Source organism: Streptomyces celluloflavus, assembly GCA_000720995.1.
GTDB classification, from domain to species: Bacteria; Actinomycetota; Actinomycetes; order Streptomycetales; family Streptomycetaceae; genus Streptomyces; species Streptomyces celluloflavus.
Genome location: JOEL01000003.1, coordinates 221,690 through 240,863, shown reverse-complemented (window position 1 = coordinate 240,863; position 19,174 = coordinate 221,690). Strand labels below are relative to the sequence as shown.

At 70.7% G+C, this 19,174-nt stretch carries 17 protein-coding genes; 7 read left to right on the top strand and 10 right to left on the bottom strand.

Annotation, left to right across the window (positions count from 1 at the left end):
* Positions 1-11: 11 nt before the first annotated feature.
* Positions 12-746 (top strand): TioE family transcriptional regulator, encoded by a 735-nt coding sequence (locus IH09_RS04490; RefSeq protein WP_052854208.1) that lies wholly within the window; start codon positions 12-14, stop codon positions 744-746.
* 103 nt (positions 747-849) lie between these two features.
* Here the strand turns inward: IH09_RS04490 and IH09_RS04485 are convergent, their stop codons facing one another.
* Entirely contained in the window at positions 850-2,517 is a 1,668-nt protein-coding gene (locus IH09_RS04485) for a gamma-glutamyltransferase (RefSeq protein WP_205379972.1), read from the bottom strand.
* Between the two features lie 283 nt (positions 2,518-2,800).
* Positions 2,801-4,573, bottom strand: coding sequence for a gamma-glutamyltransferase (locus tag IH09_RS04480; protein WP_110952061.1), 1,773 nt, complete (start codon positions 4,571-4,573; stop codon positions 2,801-2,803).
* 844 nt (positions 4,574-5,417) lie between these two features.
* Here IH09_RS04480 and IH09_RS04475 point away from each other — a divergent pair.
* Positions 5,418-6,074, top strand: coding sequence for a class I SAM-dependent methyltransferase (locus tag IH09_RS04475; RefSeq protein ID WP_052854203.1), 657 nt, complete (start codon positions 5,418-5,420; stop codon positions 6,072-6,074).
* 117 nt (positions 6,075-6,191) lie between these two features.
* Here the strand turns inward: IH09_RS04475 and IH09_RS04470 are convergent, their stop codons facing one another.
* Together IH09_RS04470 and IH09_RS04465 are read right to left on the bottom strand one after the other, a co-directional pair.
* On the bottom strand, positions 6,192-7,301 hold the full coding sequence (locus IH09_RS04470; protein WP_110952060.1) for an LAETG motif-containing sortase-dependent surface protein: 1,110 nt from the start codon (positions 7,299-7,301) through the stop codon (positions 6,192-6,194).
* Between the two features lie 122 nt (positions 7,302-7,423).
* Entirely contained in the window at positions 7,424-7,855 is a 432-nt protein-coding gene (locus tag IH09_RS04465; RefSeq protein WP_190233202.1) for a hypothetical protein, read from the bottom strand.
* Between the two features lie 428 nt (positions 7,856-8,283).
* On the opposite strand from IH09_RS04465, the gene mobA reads away from it, so the two are divergent.
* The 3 genes from mobA to IH09_RS04450 all read left to right on the top strand — a co-directional run bounded on the left by mobA (position 8,284) and on the right by IH09_RS04450 (position 10,824).
* A complete protein-coding gene (gene mobA / locus IH09_RS04460) occupies positions 8,284-8,895 on the top strand; it encodes a molybdenum cofactor guanylyltransferase (protein WP_052854196.1) in 612 nt (203 codons plus the stop codon).
* A 56-nt stretch (positions 8,896-8,951) separates the two neighbouring features.
* Positions 8,952-10,265, top strand: a complete 1,314-nt coding sequence (locus IH09_RS04455) for a bifunctional folylpolyglutamate synthase/dihydrofolate synthase (protein WP_240150909.1) — start codon at positions 8,952-8,954, stop codon at positions 10,263-10,265.
* Between the two features lie 244 nt (positions 10,266-10,509).
* On the top strand, positions 10,510-10,824 hold the full coding sequence (locus tag IH09_RS04450; protein WP_190233201.1) for a hypothetical protein: 315 nt from the start codon (positions 10,510-10,512) through the stop codon (positions 10,822-10,824).
* 126 nt (positions 10,825-10,950) lie between these two features.
* Here the strand turns inward: IH09_RS04450 and IH09_RS04445 are convergent, their stop codons facing one another.
* Positions 10,951-11,922: a helix-turn-helix transcriptional regulator gene (locus tag IH09_RS04445; protein ID WP_052854189.1), complete on the bottom strand. Its 972-nt coding sequence runs from the start codon at positions 11,920-11,922 to the stop codon at positions 10,951-10,953.
* A 113-nt stretch (positions 11,923-12,035) separates the two neighbouring features.
* Between IH09_RS04445 and IH09_RS04440 the strand changes: the two genes are divergently transcribed.
* Positions 12,036-12,440, top strand: a complete 405-nt coding sequence (locus IH09_RS04440; RefSeq protein ID WP_052854187.1) for a DUF3224 domain-containing protein — start codon at positions 12,036-12,038, stop codon at positions 12,438-12,440.
* A 423-nt stretch (positions 12,441-12,863) separates the two neighbouring features.
* Complete coding sequence (locus IH09_RS04435; protein WP_052854184.1) at positions 12,864-14,204, top strand: peptidoglycan-binding protein; 1,341 nt, start codon at positions 12,864-12,866, stop codon at positions 14,202-14,204.
* Positions 14,205-14,346: 142 nt separating this feature from the next.
* Here the strand turns inward: IH09_RS04435 and IH09_RS04430 are convergent, their stop codons facing one another.
* From IH09_RS04430 to IH09_RS04410, 5 genes are all read right to left on the bottom strand, one after another.
* Positions 14,347-15,495 (bottom strand): endonuclease/exonuclease/phosphatase family protein, encoded by a 1,149-nt coding sequence (locus IH09_RS04430; protein ID WP_052854182.1) that lies wholly within the window; start codon positions 15,493-15,495, stop codon positions 14,347-14,349.
* Positions 15,492-15,692, bottom strand: coding sequence for a hypothetical protein (locus IH09_RS04425; RefSeq protein WP_052854179.1), 201 nt, complete (start codon positions 15,690-15,692; stop codon positions 15,492-15,494). The genes IH09_RS04430 and IH09_RS04425 overlap by 4 nt, the downstream gene beginning before the upstream one ends.
* The gene (locus tag IH09_RS04420; protein WP_052854172.1) at positions 15,679-15,876 is read right to left on the bottom strand and encodes a hypothetical protein; all 198 of its coding nucleotides are present in this window, start codon (positions 15,874-15,876) and stop codon (positions 15,679-15,681) included. The genes IH09_RS04425 and IH09_RS04420 overlap by 14 nt, the downstream gene beginning before the upstream one ends.
* An 87-nt stretch (positions 15,877-15,963) precedes the next feature.
* The gene (locus IH09_RS04415) at positions 15,964-17,271 is read right to left on the bottom strand and encodes an ABC transporter ATP-binding protein (protein WP_052854169.1); all 1,308 of its coding nucleotides are present in this window, start codon (positions 17,269-17,271) and stop codon (positions 15,964-15,966) included.
* A 47-nt stretch (positions 17,272-17,318) separates the two neighbouring features.
* A complete protein-coding gene (locus IH09_RS04410; protein ID WP_052854167.1) occupies positions 17,319-19,052 on the bottom strand; it encodes an ABC transporter permease in 1,734 nt (577 codons plus the stop codon).
* Between the last annotated feature and the right edge of the window lie 122 nt (positions 19,053-19,174).

Genomic DNA, 19,174 nt, shown 5'->3' with positions numbered 1-19,174 from the left:
TCGTCGGGCCCGTGGGACGAAACCTTCAAAACGGCGGACGGCTCAGGCCGGTTGACCTGGCGCGCGGGCACGGTCTGTCCACGCAGGCCATCAGGAACTACGAGGAGGCCGGCATCCTCCCGGCCGCCGCACGCACACCCAGCGGATACCGCGCCTATACGTCGCTGCACGCGATGGCCCTGGGCGCGTTCCTCGCCCTGCTGCCCGGCCACGGCCACCGGACGGCGACGTCGGTCATGCGGGCCGTGAACCGGGGCGCGGTCGACGAGGCGTGCCGCCTCATCGACGAGAGCCACGCCCAGTTGCTGGACGACCGGCGGACCCTCCAGGCCGTGGAACGCGCCCTCCGCGACCTGGCGCCCACCACCGGGTCCGCACCCGACGCGGCGGTGTCCGGGCCCGGCGGCACGTTCATCGGGCCGCTGGCGGACACGCTCGGAATCCGGCCCGCGACGCTGCGCAAATGGGAGGGCGCCGGGCTGGTGCGCCCGCGCCGCGACCCGTTGACCGGGTACCGCGTCTACGACGAGGCCGACGTACGGGACGCCCGGCTGGTCCACCAACTCAGGCGGGGCGGCTACCTGTTGGAGCAGATCGCCCCGCTGATCACCCAGGTGCGGGCGGCCGGCGGACCGGCGCCGCTGGAGGCCGCGCTGTCCGACTGGCGCGGCCGGCTCTCCGCCCGCGGGCGGGCGCTGCTGACCGGGGCCGCCGAACTGGAGGCGTACCTCCGCGAGCGCGGATGAGACACCGGCCGCCGGACGACGAGAACAAGGTGCACCAACGGGTGCCGTCCCGGCCGAACCGTCCGCCGGTGCCGGTTCTCGGTGGTTCCGCGGCGGACCCGGCTCACAGGCCGTCGGCCACCCCCTCGCGGCGCGGACCGCTGCACGCGCCGAGGGCACCGTCCTCCTGCCGCCAGCTCATCTGGTACGTGCCCATGTGGTAGTCGTATTCCGGCAGCGGGTTGACCAGCACACCGAGGCGGGCGAGTCCCGTGACCACCTCGGGTGCGACGCGGCTCTCCACCGAGATGGTGTGGTCGTCCTCGTACGGCAGACAGCGCGGCGCGTCGTCCGCGTCGTACGGGCGCATGCCGAAGTCGAGGATGTTCGACAGCAGTTGGGGGACCGTGCAGTGCACATTGCCCGGTGAGCCGAGCGCGAGCCACGGCGCACCGTCGCGCAGCACCATGGTGCTGGACAGGGTGGAGCGCGGCCGTCCGCCGCCGCTGTGCCAGCCCTCGAAGGGTGACCCCAGACCGTTCATCTGGTGGCTGCCGACCATCGGCACACCGCCGACCACCTCACCGGGGATGCCCCCGCTCTGGAGGGTGTTCATCATCTGCACCCAGTTGCCGGCCCCGTCCACCACGCTGAGCTCGCAGCTGCCGACCGGCTGCTCGGCGGCGCCCGAGGCGGCCACGGCGGGGTTGCCGCGGACGAGCCGCACATGCTCGGTCAGATCGACACGGGCCTTGGCGTGGCGCAGGATGTCTGCGAAACCGGCGATGAGCTGCTTCGAGGTCATCGCGGCGCTCGCGTCGTCGAAGACGGCGGGATCGTTGAGCAGCCCCGTCTCCAGGCTCGCCCGGCGCAGCGCGTGCGCGAGGTAGTAGAGCGCCTCCGCGGACTGCGACCAGTGCCCGAGCGACACGATGTCGAGCTCCTGGAGGATCCCGAGCACGATCCGGCAGAACACGCCCTGCCGTTCGGGCGGCGACTGCTGCACGACGGTGTGCCCGTTGTGCTCCCACCGGTAGCCCGCGGACCAGCGCGGGGGTATCGCGGCGAGATGCTCCAGCCGTACGGGCCAGCCGAGTTCATTGCCCCGGGTCACGAAGTCCCGGGCCCACTCACCGGTGATGAAGTGGTCCGGCCCGTCGGCCGCCAGGCGGCGCATCGTCCCGGCCAGTTCGGCGGACCGCCAGCGGTCGCCGACCTGCGGCAGGTGCCCGTCCGGGGCGAAGTGCCGACGCCCCGAGGGGGTGTAGAGGAAGAAGTCCACGGTCTGCGCCCGGACCAGGTGCTCGAACGAGGTGACCGGGTGGCCCTGCTCCGCCCAGTGCACGGCGGCCTCGCACGCCTGCGCCCAGGACCTCGTGGCGAACCGGTCGTGGAGCGCCTTCAGCCCCGGCATGAAGCCGGGTGTCACCGCGATGGGTCCGCCCGGGAAGCTCGCGAACAGTCCCTTGCCCGCGGGGACGGGCGCGAAGCGCGGCAGCCCCGGCACGATCGTGCCGATGCTGTTGAGCTCGTGCACCTGACCGGTTGCGGCCTCGTACACCAGGGCGGAGACCGTACCCGCATGGTTGGTCATGTCCTGCTGCACGACGGCCTGGACCAGGCTGCCCGCGATCGCCGCGTCGATCGCGTTGCCCCCGGCCCGCAACGTGTCGAGCAGGACCGTCGTCACGATCGGGTGCTGGCTCGACGCGACCGCGCGCTTGCCGGTGACGGTGGCCTTGGGCCCGACCCGGCCACGTACGGTGTGCGGGCCGTCAATGGTGCTGGTCACATACCCTCCCTGAAGTTCCGGCGTTCCGGCCACTGTTGCCCACCCGCCCCCGGCGCCGACAGCGGCAGGTGTCGCGGCTTGTACGGCGCGGGGCGACATCTGTCGCCCGGCCGCCGCGTACCCGGCCCACCGCGGCGCCACCGGGTGAGCGGTGGCGCCGCGGTGGGCCGTGCCACCGGGGACGGGCCGCCGGGGTGGCCGGGCCCGGCGGTCAAGCGCTCCGGGGGCCGGCCGGTGCGGACGACGTGCTGGGGCACGGTCGTTCGGCCTGGGCCGCGACGGTTCAGAACGCCACCGCGTCGCTGTTGTGGCCGTTGTGGGAGGCGGCGCTGATCACGCCGGTCTCCGGGGAGCGTTCCACCGCGACCCAGTAGCCCTCCCCGCCGAGGAGGGCGTGCTCATCCTCGGCCGCGGCCTCCCGCCAGGCGACTCCCGTGCCCTTCAGGACCGCGGGGTCGAACTTCCCGGCGGGGAAGACGGCGGTGGCCTCGAAGGTGGTGGGATCGGTCGCCGGAGCGAAGAAGTCCGGGGTGTTGACCGCGTCCTCGACGGTCATGCCGAAGTGCAGGTAGTTCAACAGGCCCTGGAACGTGCGCTGATGAAGCCCCGCCCCCATGGAGGCGAAACCCAGGACCGCCCTGCCGTCCCGCAGGACGACACCCGTCTCGGTGGGCGCCGGCAGCCGCCCGCCCGGGGGAACCGCCGCCACCTGCGCCTGCTGGTACGAGGCGGGGTCACCGATCGAGATGCCGTCGATATTGAGTGCCGTCCTGCCCCACAGGGCACAGTTGATCGAGTGCGTGACGGCGACGATATTGCCCTCGGCATCCGCCGCGACCACGTCGTCGGAGTGCATCGGCGAGGTGCGCTTCCATCCGGAAAGCGGAGAGCCGTCCTTGAGGAGCGCCCACAGCTTCTCCGCGTGCGCCCGCGTGACCCGGGCCTCGGGGGAGAGATCGAGACCGGGGAAGAGCTTTCCGGCGTCCTCCGGGGAGACGTGTCCCACCATCTGCATCTGAGTGATGTCGAGGGCCTTCCGCAGCGCCTCCGACGACTCGGTGAAGTGCGGGCCCCGGACGAGTCCGGCGGCGTGGGCGAGATGCTGCGCCTCGATCAGGGCGACGCCGCCCGCGTTGGGCCAGGGCGAGGTCGCGAGGGAGTAGCCGTCGCCGACCTCGGCCACGAGCGCGTCGGCCCAGGTCACCTCGTAGTCGGCGAGGTCCTGGAGCGTCATCCTGCCGCCCTCGGCCTGGACGGCGGAGATCAGCTTCGCCGCCCAGGGCCCCTGGTACATGTAGTCGCTGCCGTGCTCGGCGACCAGCCGCAGCGTCTGCGCCAGCCGGGGCTGACGCAGGATGTCGCCCTGCCGGTAGGCGGACCCGTCGGCCTTCAGGAGCGCTTCCCGGGTCTCCGGCAGCCGGGCCAGATCGTCCCGGCGCAGCGCGTACATCCACGCGAGGCCCTCGTCGACCGGTATGCCCCGCTCGGCGACCTCGACCGCCGGCTGGAAGAGACTGGCGAAGGGCAGTTTCCCGAACCGGGAGTGAGCGGCGTCGACGCCCTTCATGAACCCGCCGACCAGCGCCGTACGGCCGCTCGGCCGACCCCGGCCGAGCAGCGACTCGGTCGACGAGAAGTCGAGGCCGCCGGGGATGGAGAGCGGGTCGGTCTCGCCGGCGACCGTGTTCCATTCCGCGTTCATGGTGTGCACCCGGCCCGTCTTCGCCTCGAAGCAGACGAGCGACATGATGCCGAAGTAGCTGATCGGAGCCCCAGCGGTCAGGGCCACCTGGGTCAGTGCGGTCGTCAGCGCCGCGTCGACGGCGTTGCCGCCCTGCTTCATCGCCTCCAGCCCGGCGCGCGCCGCGTACGAACCGTGGGCGACGGTCACGGCGCCGTTCCTGCCGGACGCCGTGGCGGCGCCGGTACGAGATGCCTGCTGCGAGGCGACGAACCGGTCGCGCTCACCCGGGCCCCAACTCGCCGACGTGAGGTCGGGGAACGCCCCCTCGCTCCGGTGTGCCCGCTCTTTCCTGTTGGCCGGCCGACGGTCCATGGGCCGTCCTTTCCGCCGCAGCGCTGTGCGGCCAGGTGAATGGTGAGGAATGAATAAGTTGTTCCTGCTGCGGTGGTTCTGCCGTCATGGAGAATTCCGCGACGGTGTCAGGCTTCGCCACCGTCGCCGCGTTGAGCGCCTGCGCCGTCCTCCGGTCCCTTGCCTGGAAGCCGGCCCCATTCCGTGAACTCCGGAAAGGCGCGTGAGCGTGAGACCGAGGCGCAGGGCGGGGCGTTCTGTGCCCTCGCGTATGCGCCACGCCCGCATATCTTCGACGGGGCGACTACCGGTACGAAGCGGCGCGAGGGGTATCGAGGAAATCCGCTGTGCGTGGGGCACCACGGGCGAAGTCGAGGATGTCTCCGCGGTGATGACGGGGGAGGGCCTGCGGGCTTTGCGGGCTTCCGGCCTTGGCCAGTCGCGGCACCGAAGCCGGGATCCGTTTTCCCGGCAGATTCTTCGCGCGCGAAACATAGAGATACCTGCCGTGTCACATCGTGGGCACCACACGGGACGTTGCGGAGCGGGGAAGCCGCCTCTCCATGGTGCGTAGTGCCGGTCGGCGACATCAATCGGCAGATGTCGAACGTTCCGCACGATGCGACCGACAGATGTATACGGGAGTCCGGCGGGGGTGGTCCTGTCGGCTCCGCACGCGCGGCCGACTGGCCATGCCCGCCGGGCCCGCCCCGGCCGGTGCCGATCCCAGCCGTCCGGTCCGCCGGCAGCGCCGACGCGTCAGCCCCGCGACCCGCTCGGCGAATCCGGCAACTGCCCCCACCGCGACCGCAGTCGATCAGCCATCGAAGTGCCGCAGGCAACAGGAACTTGATGGAGTGACGGCATGACGACACTGCCGCACCGCGCCCTCCGGGCTCTCGACCAGTTCAATGCCGCCCACCCTTGGGACCACAACGCCCACTACCACCCCTGGATCCTGCGGCAGCTCCCCCAACGCTTCGACAGTGCCCTGGACGTCGGCTCCGGCAGCGGCGACCTGGCCAGGCTCTTGGCCGGGCGCGCCGGCACGGCGCACGGCATCGACTCCGACCCGGAGATCACCACCCAGGCACAGGAGTTGACCTCTCAGGGAACTCCCGCCACCTTCACCGCCGCGGACGCGCTGACCGGGATCCCCGCGGACTCCTACGACGTCATCACCTGCGTCGCCGCGATCCACCATCTGCCGTTCACGGCTGCTCTCACCGTCTTCCGCCGCCACCTGGCGCCCGGCGGAACCCTCGTGATTCTCGGGCTGTCCCGTCCGACGACTCCGGGCGACTACCTGCTCGGAGCCGTGGCCAGCCCACTCAACGCCATCACGGGCTGGCTCAAGAACCGGGGTCGCACGGCACCTCGCCCGGTCGCGATGACGGCCACGACCCGACCCGCGGACATGAGCTTCCCCGACATCGTCCGGGAGGCCCAAGCGATCCTGCCCGACGCGCGACTGCGCCGTCGGCTGTTCTGGCGCTACACGCTCGTATGGCACCACCGTTGACAAGGAGCGTCAACAGCCGTTCCCCGAGGCGTCCGCCGGGCGAGGTGTGGCCGGGGCGGCAGCCCCTGTGCGGGCGGCCGCCCCGGCCTCTTCCTGTATGGGGGCCGGCGTTCGGTGTCAGTTCTCGCTGGAGGCGCGGCGGCGAGCGGTCAGCATCAGGCCGGCGCCGGCGGTGAGGGCGACGGCGCTGCCGCCGATGACCCAGGGGGTGGTCGAGCCGGCGCCGGTGGAGGCCAGCTGGACGTCCGAGGAGCCGGTGCTGGAGGTCGCTACGGCGGGCTGGACGCCGGTGGTGCCGTTGGACTCCTTGGGTTCCTTGGCGCCGTCCCGCTTCTGCTCGTCGCCGTCGATCGCCTTGCCGTTCTTGCTGTCCTTGCCGTCCTTGGCCCCTTGTCCCTCCTTGGACTCCTGGCTGTCCTTGGCGTTCCCGTTGTCCTTGTTCTTGTCCTTGCCCTTGGCGGCCTCGGCCTCGTCCAGCTTGCGGGCCTCGTACTGGCCGACGTCCAGGAAGCGGCGGATGTCCTCGGCCTTGCCGCTTCGCAGCGCCTTCTTGGCGGCTTCCTTGACATGGGGGCCGCCGGTCATGGCGATGCGGGTGGCGCGGATGCGGTCGTCGGTCTCGCGGGCTGCGTGCTGGCCCACCTCGAGGAAGCGCGTGCGCTCCTCGGGGCTGCCGTCCAGGGCCTCCTGTATCGCGTCGTAGAGCACGCTTCCGGGCTTGGCCGTGACGAGCATGCTGGTGATTTCGACAGCGTTGTCCTCGTCGCGCGCCTGATATTGGCCGACCTCCAGGAACTGGCGGAGGGCTTCGTGAGTGCCTTTCTTCAGCGCTTCGCCGGCCTCCCTCCGCACGCCCTTCCCGCCGATGCTCAAGATCTGAGCGGTGCGCAGCTTGTCGTCCGCGAACTGGGCCAGTTCGTAGCCTTCGTCGAGGAAACGCACGCGGTCCTCGGGGGAGCCGTTCATGGCGGCCTGCGCGGCTTCGTAGACCCGGCTGCCGGGCTTGGACTTGTCGATGATCTTGAGGATGGCGAAGCGGTTGTTCTCGTCGGCCTTCGCGTTCCCTTGCGTGTCCGGCTTCGCGTCCGGTGTGGTATCAGGGGCGGAGCTGGCCGGCGATGTGGCGGTGTCGGCGGCGACCGCCGGAGAGGCGAACAGGACGGCAGGCGCTATTGCGGCAGCCGCGACAACGGATGAAATACGCGACAGCTTCACGCGTACCCCCACTTTCCCAGAAAAGGATTATTAAATATCGCGTAAAGCATAGGTGAGTGCGAAATGTCCCTGTCAGGGGGGCCGCTGTCAGGGGGTGGTCACCCGGTGGTCCGCACTGCGACCGACGTCGGTCCTCATTCCCAGAGGTTCTTCGACCCCTTGAGGTCTGCGATGCAGACCGCGGGCTGCCCGGGTGCGGGGGAGCTGCTCTCGGCCAGAGGCTTTTTGCCGTCCAGGAGGATCTGGCAGCGGGCGGTCGCGCCGGGGGCGGGCGTGACCGTGATTTTGGCCTGCCGGTCCGCCGCCAGGATCACCTCGCGGGACCACCCGGTACGTACGCCCTTCTCGACGTGCTCCTTGAGGGACCGGTCGCCCCAGAGGTAGCGGCTCTGGGTGTCCTGGTACGTCACCGATACCGGCTCGGTCTTGCTGCCTACGGCACGGTAGGTGACGTTCCAGGCTTTGCCCGTGAGGGCGTCCCGCTGGGTGTAGGCGCCGGCCAGCACCACGAGTGCGGCCACCACCGTCAGTGCGCCACACCCGAAGCCACTCTTTCTACGACTCATGTCATCCATTGAAATGTCCGCGAACATCGCTTTTGGTCATCATGAAGGATGAATGTCTGTACCTCTCAGGTCGGACTCTGCTGAACAGCGGTGAATAGTTGAGTAGTGCACGAAAGAGGTCAGGTGGCACTTCGGTAGCGCAGTGAACTGTTCGGTGTGTTGGTTACGCGGTGTGTTGCGGTAGTCGCCATCATCAGGCCGATGCCGGGCTTGTCTCGAAGGCTGCGTGCACCGGTGCGCCGGGGCCGTCGAGATTGGCCAGGAACAGGTGGAATCTCTACCTCACAGGCCCGATCCTGCCTTGAGCCGAGCCTTCGATTCTCCGAACGGCAATGACGCCTTCGCGTATCCAGGCAAGGCGGAATGGGGCTTGTGTGCGTGGTGGCGACAGGGCGGTAAGGAGTTCTCTCCTCGACAGCGGTGAGGAGATGTCCGCGGACGACACGGGTGAGTGCTACGACGCGGTGGTGCTGGCGGGCGGGCGAGCCCGGCGTCTGGGCGGGGCGGACAAGCCGATGGTGTCCGTTGGTGGCATGTCGTTGCTCGATCGGGCACTTCAGGCATGCGGCGGGGCGGGGCGGACGATGGTGGTGGGCCCGCACCGGGCCACCGTCCGCCCCGTACATCATGTGCAGGAGAGTCCGGTGCGCGGCGGGCCGCTCGCGGCGCTGGCTGCGGGAGTGCGCTGGGTGCGCGCACCGTTCGTGGTGGTGCTGGCCGCGGATCTTCCCTTCGTACGGCAGGAGACGGTCACGGAGTTGCTGCGTCAGGCGGCTGGTTCCGGGACCGAGGGCGCGGTCATGCTGGAGACGCAGGGGCGGGACAATCCGCTGTTCGCCGCGTATCGGACCGCGGCTGTGCGACGAGGTCTTGCGCTGGCCCTCGCTCGGCACGGAGTGCTGACGGGCCTGCCGATCCGTGTACTGACCCATTCTCTTGTCCTGCGGTACGTGCCTGATATCGGCGGAGTGTCCATCGACTGCGACACATGGGAGGTGGTAGCTCTCGCTCGGGCCATCCTGAAGCCGGACGCCGGTTGACCACATTTCGAGCACGAATTCATCCCCCTCCCCACACTGGTTGCGAGGTGGCACGGTTGGCAACAAGAGAAGAACTGGCCTGTGAAGAGATCACCGGTCGATATCAGTTCAACGGAGCGGGCACCGGTGCGATGCCCCAACTTCTCAAAGCCCTTGGTGACCCGGGACGCAACCTGCGGGGCATGACCGTTGTCGGGACCAACGGGAAGGGTTCGACCTGCGCGTTCGCCGTCGCAGCGTTGGCTGCGGCCGGGCTGCGGATCGGCAGCATGCCCAGCCCGCACCTGCAGCGGGTCACCGAACGCATCCGCATCAACGGAGTGCCCATCTCTCCCACCGCATGTCACCGAGCCTTCGCGCAGGTCGACGACACCCTGAAAAGTACGGGCCTTCTGGTCAATGCAGGAGCAGTGCACGCAGCCGCAGCCGCGGTTCATTTCGCCCGCTCGGAAGTGGACTTGGCCGTCATGGAAGCGAGCATCGGCGGCCGGCGCACCGCGGTCAACTGCTTCGACCCCGGAGTGAAGGTCATCACCGGAGTGGGACTGGACCACGAGCATCTGCTGGGAAACACCCTGGGCGAGATCGCACGGAACAAGGCAGGCATTGTGCGAGACGGCGACCATGTAGTGCTCGGCGAGCTGCCCGAGGAGGCTGCCGAGGCCATAGATGCCGTCCTCCGCAACCACACGGAGCTGACCGTCTGGCGCATCCACCGGGAAGTCCGCTACCGGCCACGCATGGCCCGCGATGGCCGCACCGTGCTGGACGTCGTCACCCCGCATGCCGTCCACCGGGAATTGCCCTGTCCGCTCCGCGGAGAACACCAGCATCACAATCTGGCGCTTGCGGTAGCCGGCGTCGACTTGCTGGCCGAACGAGGACTGATCCGTGGCATCCCGGAGGAGGCCCTGCGCAGCGGCCTTGCCGCGACCCGCTGGCCCGGCCGCCTCGAACTGCTGGCACCGGCTCGCCTCGGTTCCTGGACCGGCCGCCTGCTGCTCGACGTGGCCGCCAACCACCAGGGTGCAGCCACCGTGGCCCCGGAAATCCTGCGAGAATCCCGCGCCGCCGAGCGCACGGCCCTCGTCTTCGGAACCCTCCGGTACAAGAACGTGGCAACCATGCTTGAGCCGCTGCCCGCTGACTGGCCAGTGGTACTGACCCGGGTCGGACACCCCAACGAAGCGGCCCCGGACGCGATGCGCACCGCCTTGGCGGCACGCCGGGAACTGTACGTACGGCAGGAGACCGCTGACGCCGTCCGCCACGCCACCGAACTCGTCGGGGCCGGCGGTCTCGTCACGGTCCTCGGCACCCCCCTTCTTATCGGCCGTGTCCGTGAACTGTTCCATCTCCCGCCCGGCTGACCACTGTTGCCCGAGCGTGAGACAGAGTTCATTGCCCAGGTCAGGGCCTCGGGCACGGAACTCTTTTCCCCGAACCGGCAGACCCGGGCCGGGGTGACCGCTCTTCGCCCCCGCATGCCGGGAGCGACCCGTTGGCCCAGTGCATGTTCCTGCCATTTCTGTCGCTGACGGGGGCATAGTCCCCAGTCACTGGCATGCTGTGGCACGTACACGCCAGGGGTGACGAGGAGAGGGCGGAGACGACATGCGGAGATGGGCAACGGTACTGGCGGCGGGAACGGTCATGCTGACGGCGGGAGCGGTGGTGGCGCCCGGCGCATCGGCGGCTCCGCAGACGTCGTACTGCTTCACCGATCAGGGGCCGAACTGGGGGTCGGCCAACTGCCAGACCACAGCTCCGAAGAACCACTGGCAGCTGCAGCTGGTCTGCCAGAACAACGCCGCGCCCTCGATCCGGATAACGGTCCAGGGGCAGTGGCACACCGGGGACGGGAGCGACAAGCTCTACTGCCCGAACGGGTACAGCGCGGCCTACCCCAACATCAAGAACGACAACTGACCCTGAGGGCAGGGCACTTCGCGCATTCTGCCCGGCCCTTCCGGCGGCTCAGCCCTCCCGATCACACCGGCCGTCCCGGCGGTACGGGCTGAGCCGGCACCGGTCCGAGTTCAAGGCGCTGCCGCTTCAAGGCCCTGCCGCATAGCGGTGTGCCAGGACGGCTACGGCCTGGGCGATGGCCTGTCGTAGCTCGGGAGGGCCGAGTACCTCTGCCTCCGCGCCGAGCCTGAGCAGGTCGCCGACCGCGACGGCCTCCGTTTCCACCGGCAGCTCCACGTGCACCCAGCCTTCGTGGTCCGGTGGCCCGGCGCCGTCCAGGGCCCGGGTGCCCGCCGCACCGAACTGCATGGGCAGCAGCCGCTGCGCCCGGGGTGAGATCCGCAGTCGCGCGGTTCCCTGGTGCAGCATGGCCGTCAGGCGCTGGGCGGACTCCTCCCAGTAGGCGGCCAGATCGAATCCGGCCGGCCGCTCGAAGACCTCTCCCGTGGTGTCCACGGCCAGCAGCCGCGATATCCGATAGGTCCGTACCGCCTCCTCCGCCAGCGCCACCAGGTACCAGATACCGCCCTTGAGGACGATGCCGAGCGGGTGCAGTTCCCGGTGCACCTCGCCGCCCCAGCGCCGGTAGTGCGCACGCAGCACCCGCTGTTCCCACACCGCCTGCGCGACCGGCGCCAGATACGGAACCGGGTCGGCGTCCCGGAACCAGGCCGGCGCGTCCAGATGGAACCGGTCCTGAACGCGCCGCGTCCGCTCCGCCAGTTCGGCCGGGAGCGCGGCCTGGAGCTTCAACCGGGCGGTCGTCAGCACCGCGCCGAGGCCCAGGTCGCGGGCCGGCCCGGGGGCTCCGGCGAGGAAGAGCGAGTCGGCCTCGGCGTCGGTGAACCCGGTCAGCCGGGTGCGGTACCCGTCCATCAGCCGGTAGCCGCCGGCCGGTCCGCGGTCGGTGAGGACCGGGACGCCCGACGCGCCGAGCGCCTCGATGTCCCGGTAGACCGTACGGACCGACACCTCCAGCTCCGCGGCGAGCGCGGGCGCGGTCATCCGCCCGCGGTTCTGGAGGAGCAGAAGCAGGGAGAGAAGCCGGTCGGCGCGCATGAGGTCATTGTGGTCATTGCCCCGCCGTACCTGACAGAAGGTGTCAGGTACGGCGGACAGGCTGGTCACACACCGCACGGGAGAGCCCGTGCGCTGACCGGGAGGACACCCCCATGCCCAGGCAGACCAGCGGCCATTTCACCTACGCCAACTGGGAGGAGCGCGAGGTCGGTCCGAGCGAGCGGTACCCGAGACTCGGCCACGCCTCCGTCACCAACACCTTCACCGGCGGTATCGAGGCCACCGACACCACCTGCGAATACACCATCGCCTACGGCACGGAGACGACCGGTACGTTCACCGGCATGGAGGTGCTGGCCGGCCGGCTCGACGGGTGCGAGGGCACGTTCGTCGTCGAGGAACGCGGTTTGTTCGACGCCGACGGCACCGTCTGCACCTTCGAGGTGGTGTCCGGAACGGGTACGGGGGAGCTGGCCGGGCTCCGCGGCACCGGCAGCTTCACCGCCCGGCACGGCGAACCGTCCTGTGCCTACACCTTCGCCTACGACCTGGGCTGACGGCAGGTCAAGGCGGTGGCCGGCACCCCGGTGCCGTCGGCATCCGACCGCTTACCGGACACCCCACATCACGTAATCAGCCAACAAAAGGACTAAAGTCCCTTTTTTCCGCTTTCCAGACATTCCAGTATTGATCCGGATCATGATCATCATGGATGTGCGCGGCGCCGGCCTTCCCCAGGGCCGGGGCCGCGCGCGCTCATTGGACTGCGAGGTGAGCTAGATGTCTGGCTTTGCTACGCCAACCGCGGTGGGTGCGGTCGCCGCCGCCCCTCACGCGTTTGCCGGGGCCGGCGGACGGATCGCGCCCCACCACACCCACTCCACCGACCGGAACCGTCCGGCCGCCTGCCGCGGTACGGGCCACCTGGACAGCGTCACCGGGGAGCGCCCCGGCAGCCGCTGCGGGAAGCGAGGCACCCGATGACGGCCGCCCCCGCCTTCGAGGACATACGTGTCGAAGCGTGCACCTGCCCCGGGTGCCGGCTCCGGAACGTCCCGGACGCCGCCTGCCGCGCCGCACACGGCCGCCGTATCGCCGCGGTCGCCACCCTGACCGGGGCCACCTTGCTGGGCGGGGCCGGAGCCTCGTTCGCGGCGTCTTCGGCGACGGCCCTAGCCCCGTCGGCGTCGTCGGCCTCCGCCGCCGGCCTGAAGGCATCCGCCACCGCGGCCTCGGGCAACGAGAACCCGCAGGGGCAGCCGGGCCCGCTCGGCGGCAGGCCCAGCCTCAGCCGCATGGCGACCCACGACATGTCGCTGACCCGGCAGCAGATCCTCGCCCGCGCCCAGACCTGGGTCGACGCACGGGTGCCGTACGTGTGGAACGGCTACTGGTCGGACGGCTACCGGCAGGACTGCTCCGGCTTCATCTCGATGGCCTGGGGACTGTCCGCCAACCACTGGACCGGCGACATCCACAACTGGGGCGTGCGGATCTCCAAGGACGCGCTGCAACCCGGCGACATGCTGCTCTACCACAACCCGGCGAACCCCCAGAAGGGCTCGCACGTGGTGCTCTTCGCCGGCTGGACCGACAGTTCGCACACCCGGTACGTGGTCATGGAGAGCGCCGCGGGCATGGGCGCGGTCAAGCGGACCATCCCCTACGCCTACACCTCCAACTCCGCCAAGTACGTTCCGTACCGCTACAAGAACGTCACCACGTCGGGCGGGGAGTCGGGCAACGGCGGTCAGCCGGGCGGTGGCGGCAGCAGCAGTACCGCGTTCCCCGGCGCGTCCGCCTTCGGCCCCGGCGCCAACAACGCGCATGTCACCAAGCTCGGCCAGATGCTGGTCAAGCGTGGTGGCGGGTCGTTCTACTCGCAGGGCCCCGGCCCGAAGTGGTCCGAATCCGACCGCAAGGCCACCCAGGCGTTCCAGAAGGCCCAGGGCTGGAGCGGCGCGGATGCCGACGGTATCCCCGGCAAGGCCACCTGGAGCTACCTGGTCGAGGGCAAGGGCAAGAGCATCGGCGGCGCGACCGGTGGTGGTGGCGGCGCGACCGGTGGCAGCGGCGGCAGTGCCTCCGCCTTTCCCGGGACCAAGTACTTCCGTCCGGGGGTGAACAACGACTATGTCACCCAGCTCGGGAAGCAGCTGGTGAAGAAGGGCTTCGGCAAGCACTACTCCCAAGGCCCCGGCCCCAAATGGTCCGAGTCCGACCGCAGGAACGTGGAGGCCTTCCAGCGGGCCCAGGGCTGGAGCGGCGCCGACGCCGACGGCTACCCCGGCCCGGAAACCTGGAAGCGGCTCTTCCGCTGAGGTAGCCGGTCTGCCGCGGACGCCGTATATGGCGTGCGGTGCCACGGGGGAGTGACGCACCCTCGATCGCGGATCTGCCGTTCCCCGCCGAGCTGATGAAACCGGCTCGGCGGGAAACGGGCCCCGCCTCCTCCGCCCCCGCTCAGCCCGTACGTCCCCCGGCACCGCTCAGCCCGGTGAGGACCGGGCGGTGGTCGCTGCCCAGGTCGGGGAGCACGGTGGTCGTGGTCGCGGTGAGGCCGCGCAGCAGGACGTGGTCGATGCGGACGAGAGGGAACGGCGCGGGCCAGGTGAAGCCGAAGCCCCGGCCGGCCTCCTCCTGGGCCGAGGTGAGGTGGCGCGCCAGCGGGGCCAGGTCCCGGTCGCGGAGGCTGCCGTTGAGGTCGCCGAGCAGTACCAGGCGCGCGGCCGGATCCCGGGAGACGTGGTCGGCGAGGGCGGCCGCGCTCGCGTTCCGGGCCTTGACGGCGAAGCCCTGGTCCGCGCGCAGCCGGACGGACGGCAGGCGGACCGCGTAGAAGGCGGTGTCCCCGCCGGGTGTGCGGGCGACCGCCCGGATGGCGTGCGGCCATGCGCCGCCCAGATGCAGGGCGTCGACTCCGTGCAGCGGGTAACGGGACCACAGGCCGAGGGTGTTGTGGACCGCGTGGTGGCGGTAGGTCGCGCCCAGTGCCCGCTCGTACGCGCGCATGGCCGACGGGGGCACCTTCTCCAGGGCCACGACGTCCGCGCCGGTGGCGATGACCTTCCGGGCGACGGCCTCGGGGGAGGTGCGGTCGCCGCCGACGTTGAGGGTCAGGGCGTGGAAGTCGGCCCGGCCGGTGTCCGGTGCGGGGAACAGTCCCGGAAGGAACAGGCAGGACCAGGTCACCGCCGGTATCAGGGCGGCGGCCACCCCCGCGGGCGAGCGGCGCACCGCCGCCCACCCGAGGAGGGGGAGGACGGCGGCGCCGACCCACGGCAGCGCCGTCTCGGCCAGGCTCCCTAGGTGGCCCGGAGTGTTGGGCAGCAAGCCGGGGAAGGCCAGGAGCCCGGTGAGGAGAAGGGCGGGGACGGCGATGCGCAGGCCGTACCGGGGACGGTTCGCCGGACCGCCCGCCGTCGGCCGCCCGGTGGCCGTCCCCGTACCCTTCCGGCGAACCGGTCGCTGCACGGCGGCACCCTCGCCGTCCGCACCGTCCGAGCGCCCCGTCCCGTCCGTACCGTCCGAGCTGCCTGGGTCGCCTGGCTCGCCCGAGCCGGCCGTGCCACCCGCGCCGGCGCGGCCGGTGTCCCGCCCACGCTCCGTCACGACCTGCCGCCTCCTTTCCGCCGGGACAGCAGATGCCGGCCCGTGAGGGCGAAGCACACCGCCGTCACCGAGGCGCCGAGCAGCGCCGCGCAGAGGAAGCGGGACGCCTCCGACGGGACGAGGGCGACAACGGCCAGCAGGAGGGCCGGAAACCCGGCCAGTACGAAGGCCGTTCGGACGGTCTCACGCGTGGTCATCGTGGCGCTCCTGGCAGGACGGCAGCGGACGGCGGACGGGCGCGGGCGCGGCGGCCGGGCGGCGGGCCTCGGTGGACGCGCCGAGCAGACGCCGGACGAACGCGGCACGCAGGGCGCGTATCAGGGTGCGTGCCGGGGCCCGCCCGGCCACGGGGCGCGGGCGGGGAAGGTACTGCGTGGTCATGGGATGCCACCTCCGGAAGTGATCGGCGGGATCGGCGGGGCGGACGGGCCGCGTCCGCATCGGACGCGCCGCGGGGGCGCGCCCGGTTCAGGCGGCGCTCGCGCGGCGGTACTCCGCGGGCAGCAGCAGCACGCGGTCCTCGGCGTCGTACTCGAAGAGTTCGGCGTACCGGCCCCAGGTGATCGCGGTCCGCAACTGCTGCTGCGCATCGCGCTCCGAGACGTTCCCGCACAGCCGGTCGATCAGGTACGGCTCGCGCAGACGGCCGCTGTCGGAGGCCATGAGGAGGGTCCGGATGGTGGCGATGAGGGGGATGTTGGCGAGCGCGGCGGCGGCGAAGAGGGGCTTGCGGGGCAGGATGTCCGCGCGCGCGAAACCCCGGCCGGCGGTGGTCAGATGGAGCCTGCCGGAGCCGACCCGGGCGTAGCGGAGCAGCTCGGCGGCCTCGACGAGCGGCATCAGATCGTCGACCTCGTAGGACAGGGCGTCGGCCAGTACGGCCAGATCCACGGCGCCGCCGCGGGTGTCCAGGTCCTCCAGCAGGCCGGTGAGCGATTCGACGTTGGCGTGCGGGAGGGGTGCGGCGGCGCGCAGCGGATCGTGTTCGACGAGGGGGGACGGGGCCTGGGCACGCTCGCCCGTCAGGGCCTCGTACGCCTCCTCGACGAGGGCCTCGAAGCCGCGGACGCGACGGTCACGGGGGCGCGGCAGCGCCACCCGCAGCTCGGCCTTGAGGGTGCCGGGGTTGGTGTCCAGCACGAGGATGCGGTCGGCGAGCTGGACGGCCTCCTCGATGGAGTGGGTGACCAGGAGGACGGTGCGGGTGGCGGTGTCCGGGTGGGCGAGCAGGGCCAGCAGCTCGTTGCGGAGAGTCTGCGCGGTCAGCACGTCCAGGGCGGAGAACGGCTCGTCCATCAGCAGCACGTCCGGCTCCACGACCAGGGCGCGGGCGAAGCCGACGCGCTGGCGCATCCCGCCGGAGAGCTCCTTGGGGTAGGCGTTCTCGAAACCGTCCAGGCCGACCATGTCGATGGCCCGCAGGGCCCGGCCGCGGCGCTCGATGAGCGATATGCCCCGTGCCTGGAGGCCGAGTTCGACGTTCTGCTGGACCGTCAGCCAGGGCATCAGGGCGAAGGACTGGAAGAGCATGGCGGTGCCCGGGTTGGGGCCGGTCACGGGTGCGCCGCGGTAGTGGACGGTGCCGCTGGTGGGGGCCAGCAGCCCGGCGACATGGCGCAGCAGGGTCGACTTGCCCGAGCCGGACTTGCCCAGGAGGGCGACGACTTCCCCTTCGTTCAGGGTGAAGTTGATGTCATGGAGGACCGGGAGTATGCCCCCGGTGGGGCCGGCGAAGTCCTTGTGGAGGTTGGTCACGGTGATGACGGGGGTGTTCACGGGGTGGCTCCTGAGGGGAGTGGTGTGGTGGTGGCGGGGGCGGCGGGTCACAGCGCGCAGCGCCGCTGGGCGAAGCGGTACAGCCGGCGCCAGAACAGCCGGTTGATGATGACGACGTAGACGCTCATCAGGACCGCGCCGAGGAAGTTGCGGGCGAAGTCGTTGGCGTCGGTGGCCTGGGTGATGTAGGCGCCGATGCCGACCGCGGTCAGCGTCGTGGTGCCGTAGGTGACCAGCTCGCCGGGGATGGAGGCGTTCCAGGCGCCGCCGGAGGCGGTGAGCGCGCCGGTGGTGTACGAGGGCAGGATCGCCGGGATGATCAGCGTCTTCCAGCGCAGCAGGCCGCGTACGCCCAGGTCGGCGGCGGCCTCGCGCAGATCGCCGGGGATGGCGCTGGCGCCCGCGATGACGTTGAACAGCACGTACCACTGGGCTCCCAGTGCCATCAGGGCGATGGAGCCCCAGTTCAGGGAGATGCCGGAGGCGCCCAGCACGATGACGGCCAGCGGGAAGAGGAAGTTCGACGGGAAGGAGGCCAGTACCTGCACGATCGGCTGCGCGATCCGGTTGACCTTGGGGTTCATCCCGATCCACACGCCGACCGGCACCCACACCACGGTCGAGAAGACCACCAGGACGATGACCCGGCCGTAGGTGATCAGGGCGAGCCAGGCCGCCTCGCCGACCTCGCCGACCGGGACGTTGTCCAGCACGTAGGAGCACGCCTTCGCGACGATCGCCACGACGGCCACCGCGTAGAGCACGGTGAAGACGAGGTCGGCCCGCTTGCGGCGGACCGGATCGTGGCGCAGATGCCCGGGGCTGGTGCCGAGCACCCGCATGGCACGGTCCAGGCGCTCACCGGCCGGGCGCAGGACGCTGCCCAGCCGCGTCGGCACGGTGGAGCGCCGCAGCAGCTCCAGGAACCAGCTGCGCGGCTGCTCGGCGATCTCGCAGTCCTCGGTGCGGAACCGCTCGGCCCAGGCGGTGACCGGCCGCCAGAAGAAGAAGTTGACGGACATGACCATCGTGATCATGACGACGATGGCCAGCGCGACGCGCCATCCCTCGCCGTTGCCGAGCGCCTGCGTCACGTAAGAGCCCACGCCCGGCAGCGCGTTGTCGTTGCCGTTGACGCTGATCGTCTCGGAGGCGGAGAGCGCGAACCACGCCGCGCCGAAGCTGATCATGCCGTTCCAGACCTGGGCGATCATGCCGCTGGGCACGTCCACCTTCCAGAACCGCTGCCAGCGGGTGAGCCGCATCAGCCGGGCCGCCTCGTCCAGTTCCTTGGACTGCGTGGTCAGCGACTGGTAGAAGGCCATCGCCATGTTCCACACCAGCGCCGTGAACACGGCGAAGATCGAAGCGAACTCCAGGCCCAGCGTGGAGTGCGGGAAGAGCGCGATGAAACCGGTGACGGTGATGCTGAGGAACGTCAGGACCGGTACGGACTGGAGGATGTCGATGGCCGGCACGATCACCTTGGCCGCGCGCCGGGAGCGGGCGGCCCAGGTGCCGAACACGAAGGTGAAGAGCACGGCGGGCACCAGCCCGGCGAACATCCGCAGCAGGGAGCGCGCGGCGTAGTAGGGCAGGTCGCCCGGATCGGTGGAGACGACCGGCGGTTTGCCGGCGTCGAAGGGCTGGTCGGCCGTGGCACCGACCCGGACCACGAGATAGAAGACCGCGACGATGCCGAACAGCACCAGCACGTCGACGGGGCGCATACGGGCAACGCGCAGGGCGCTGCGGGAGGGAAACTGACGGAGTTTCGACATGGGGTACCCGAGAGGTGTTGCGGGCATGGCGCAGGACGGCGGCGGCGCGGTGCGGCACCGCCGGGCGCGGCCCGGGACGGGAAGAGCGGGGAGAGCGGAGGAGAGCTGAGGCAGCAGACGGC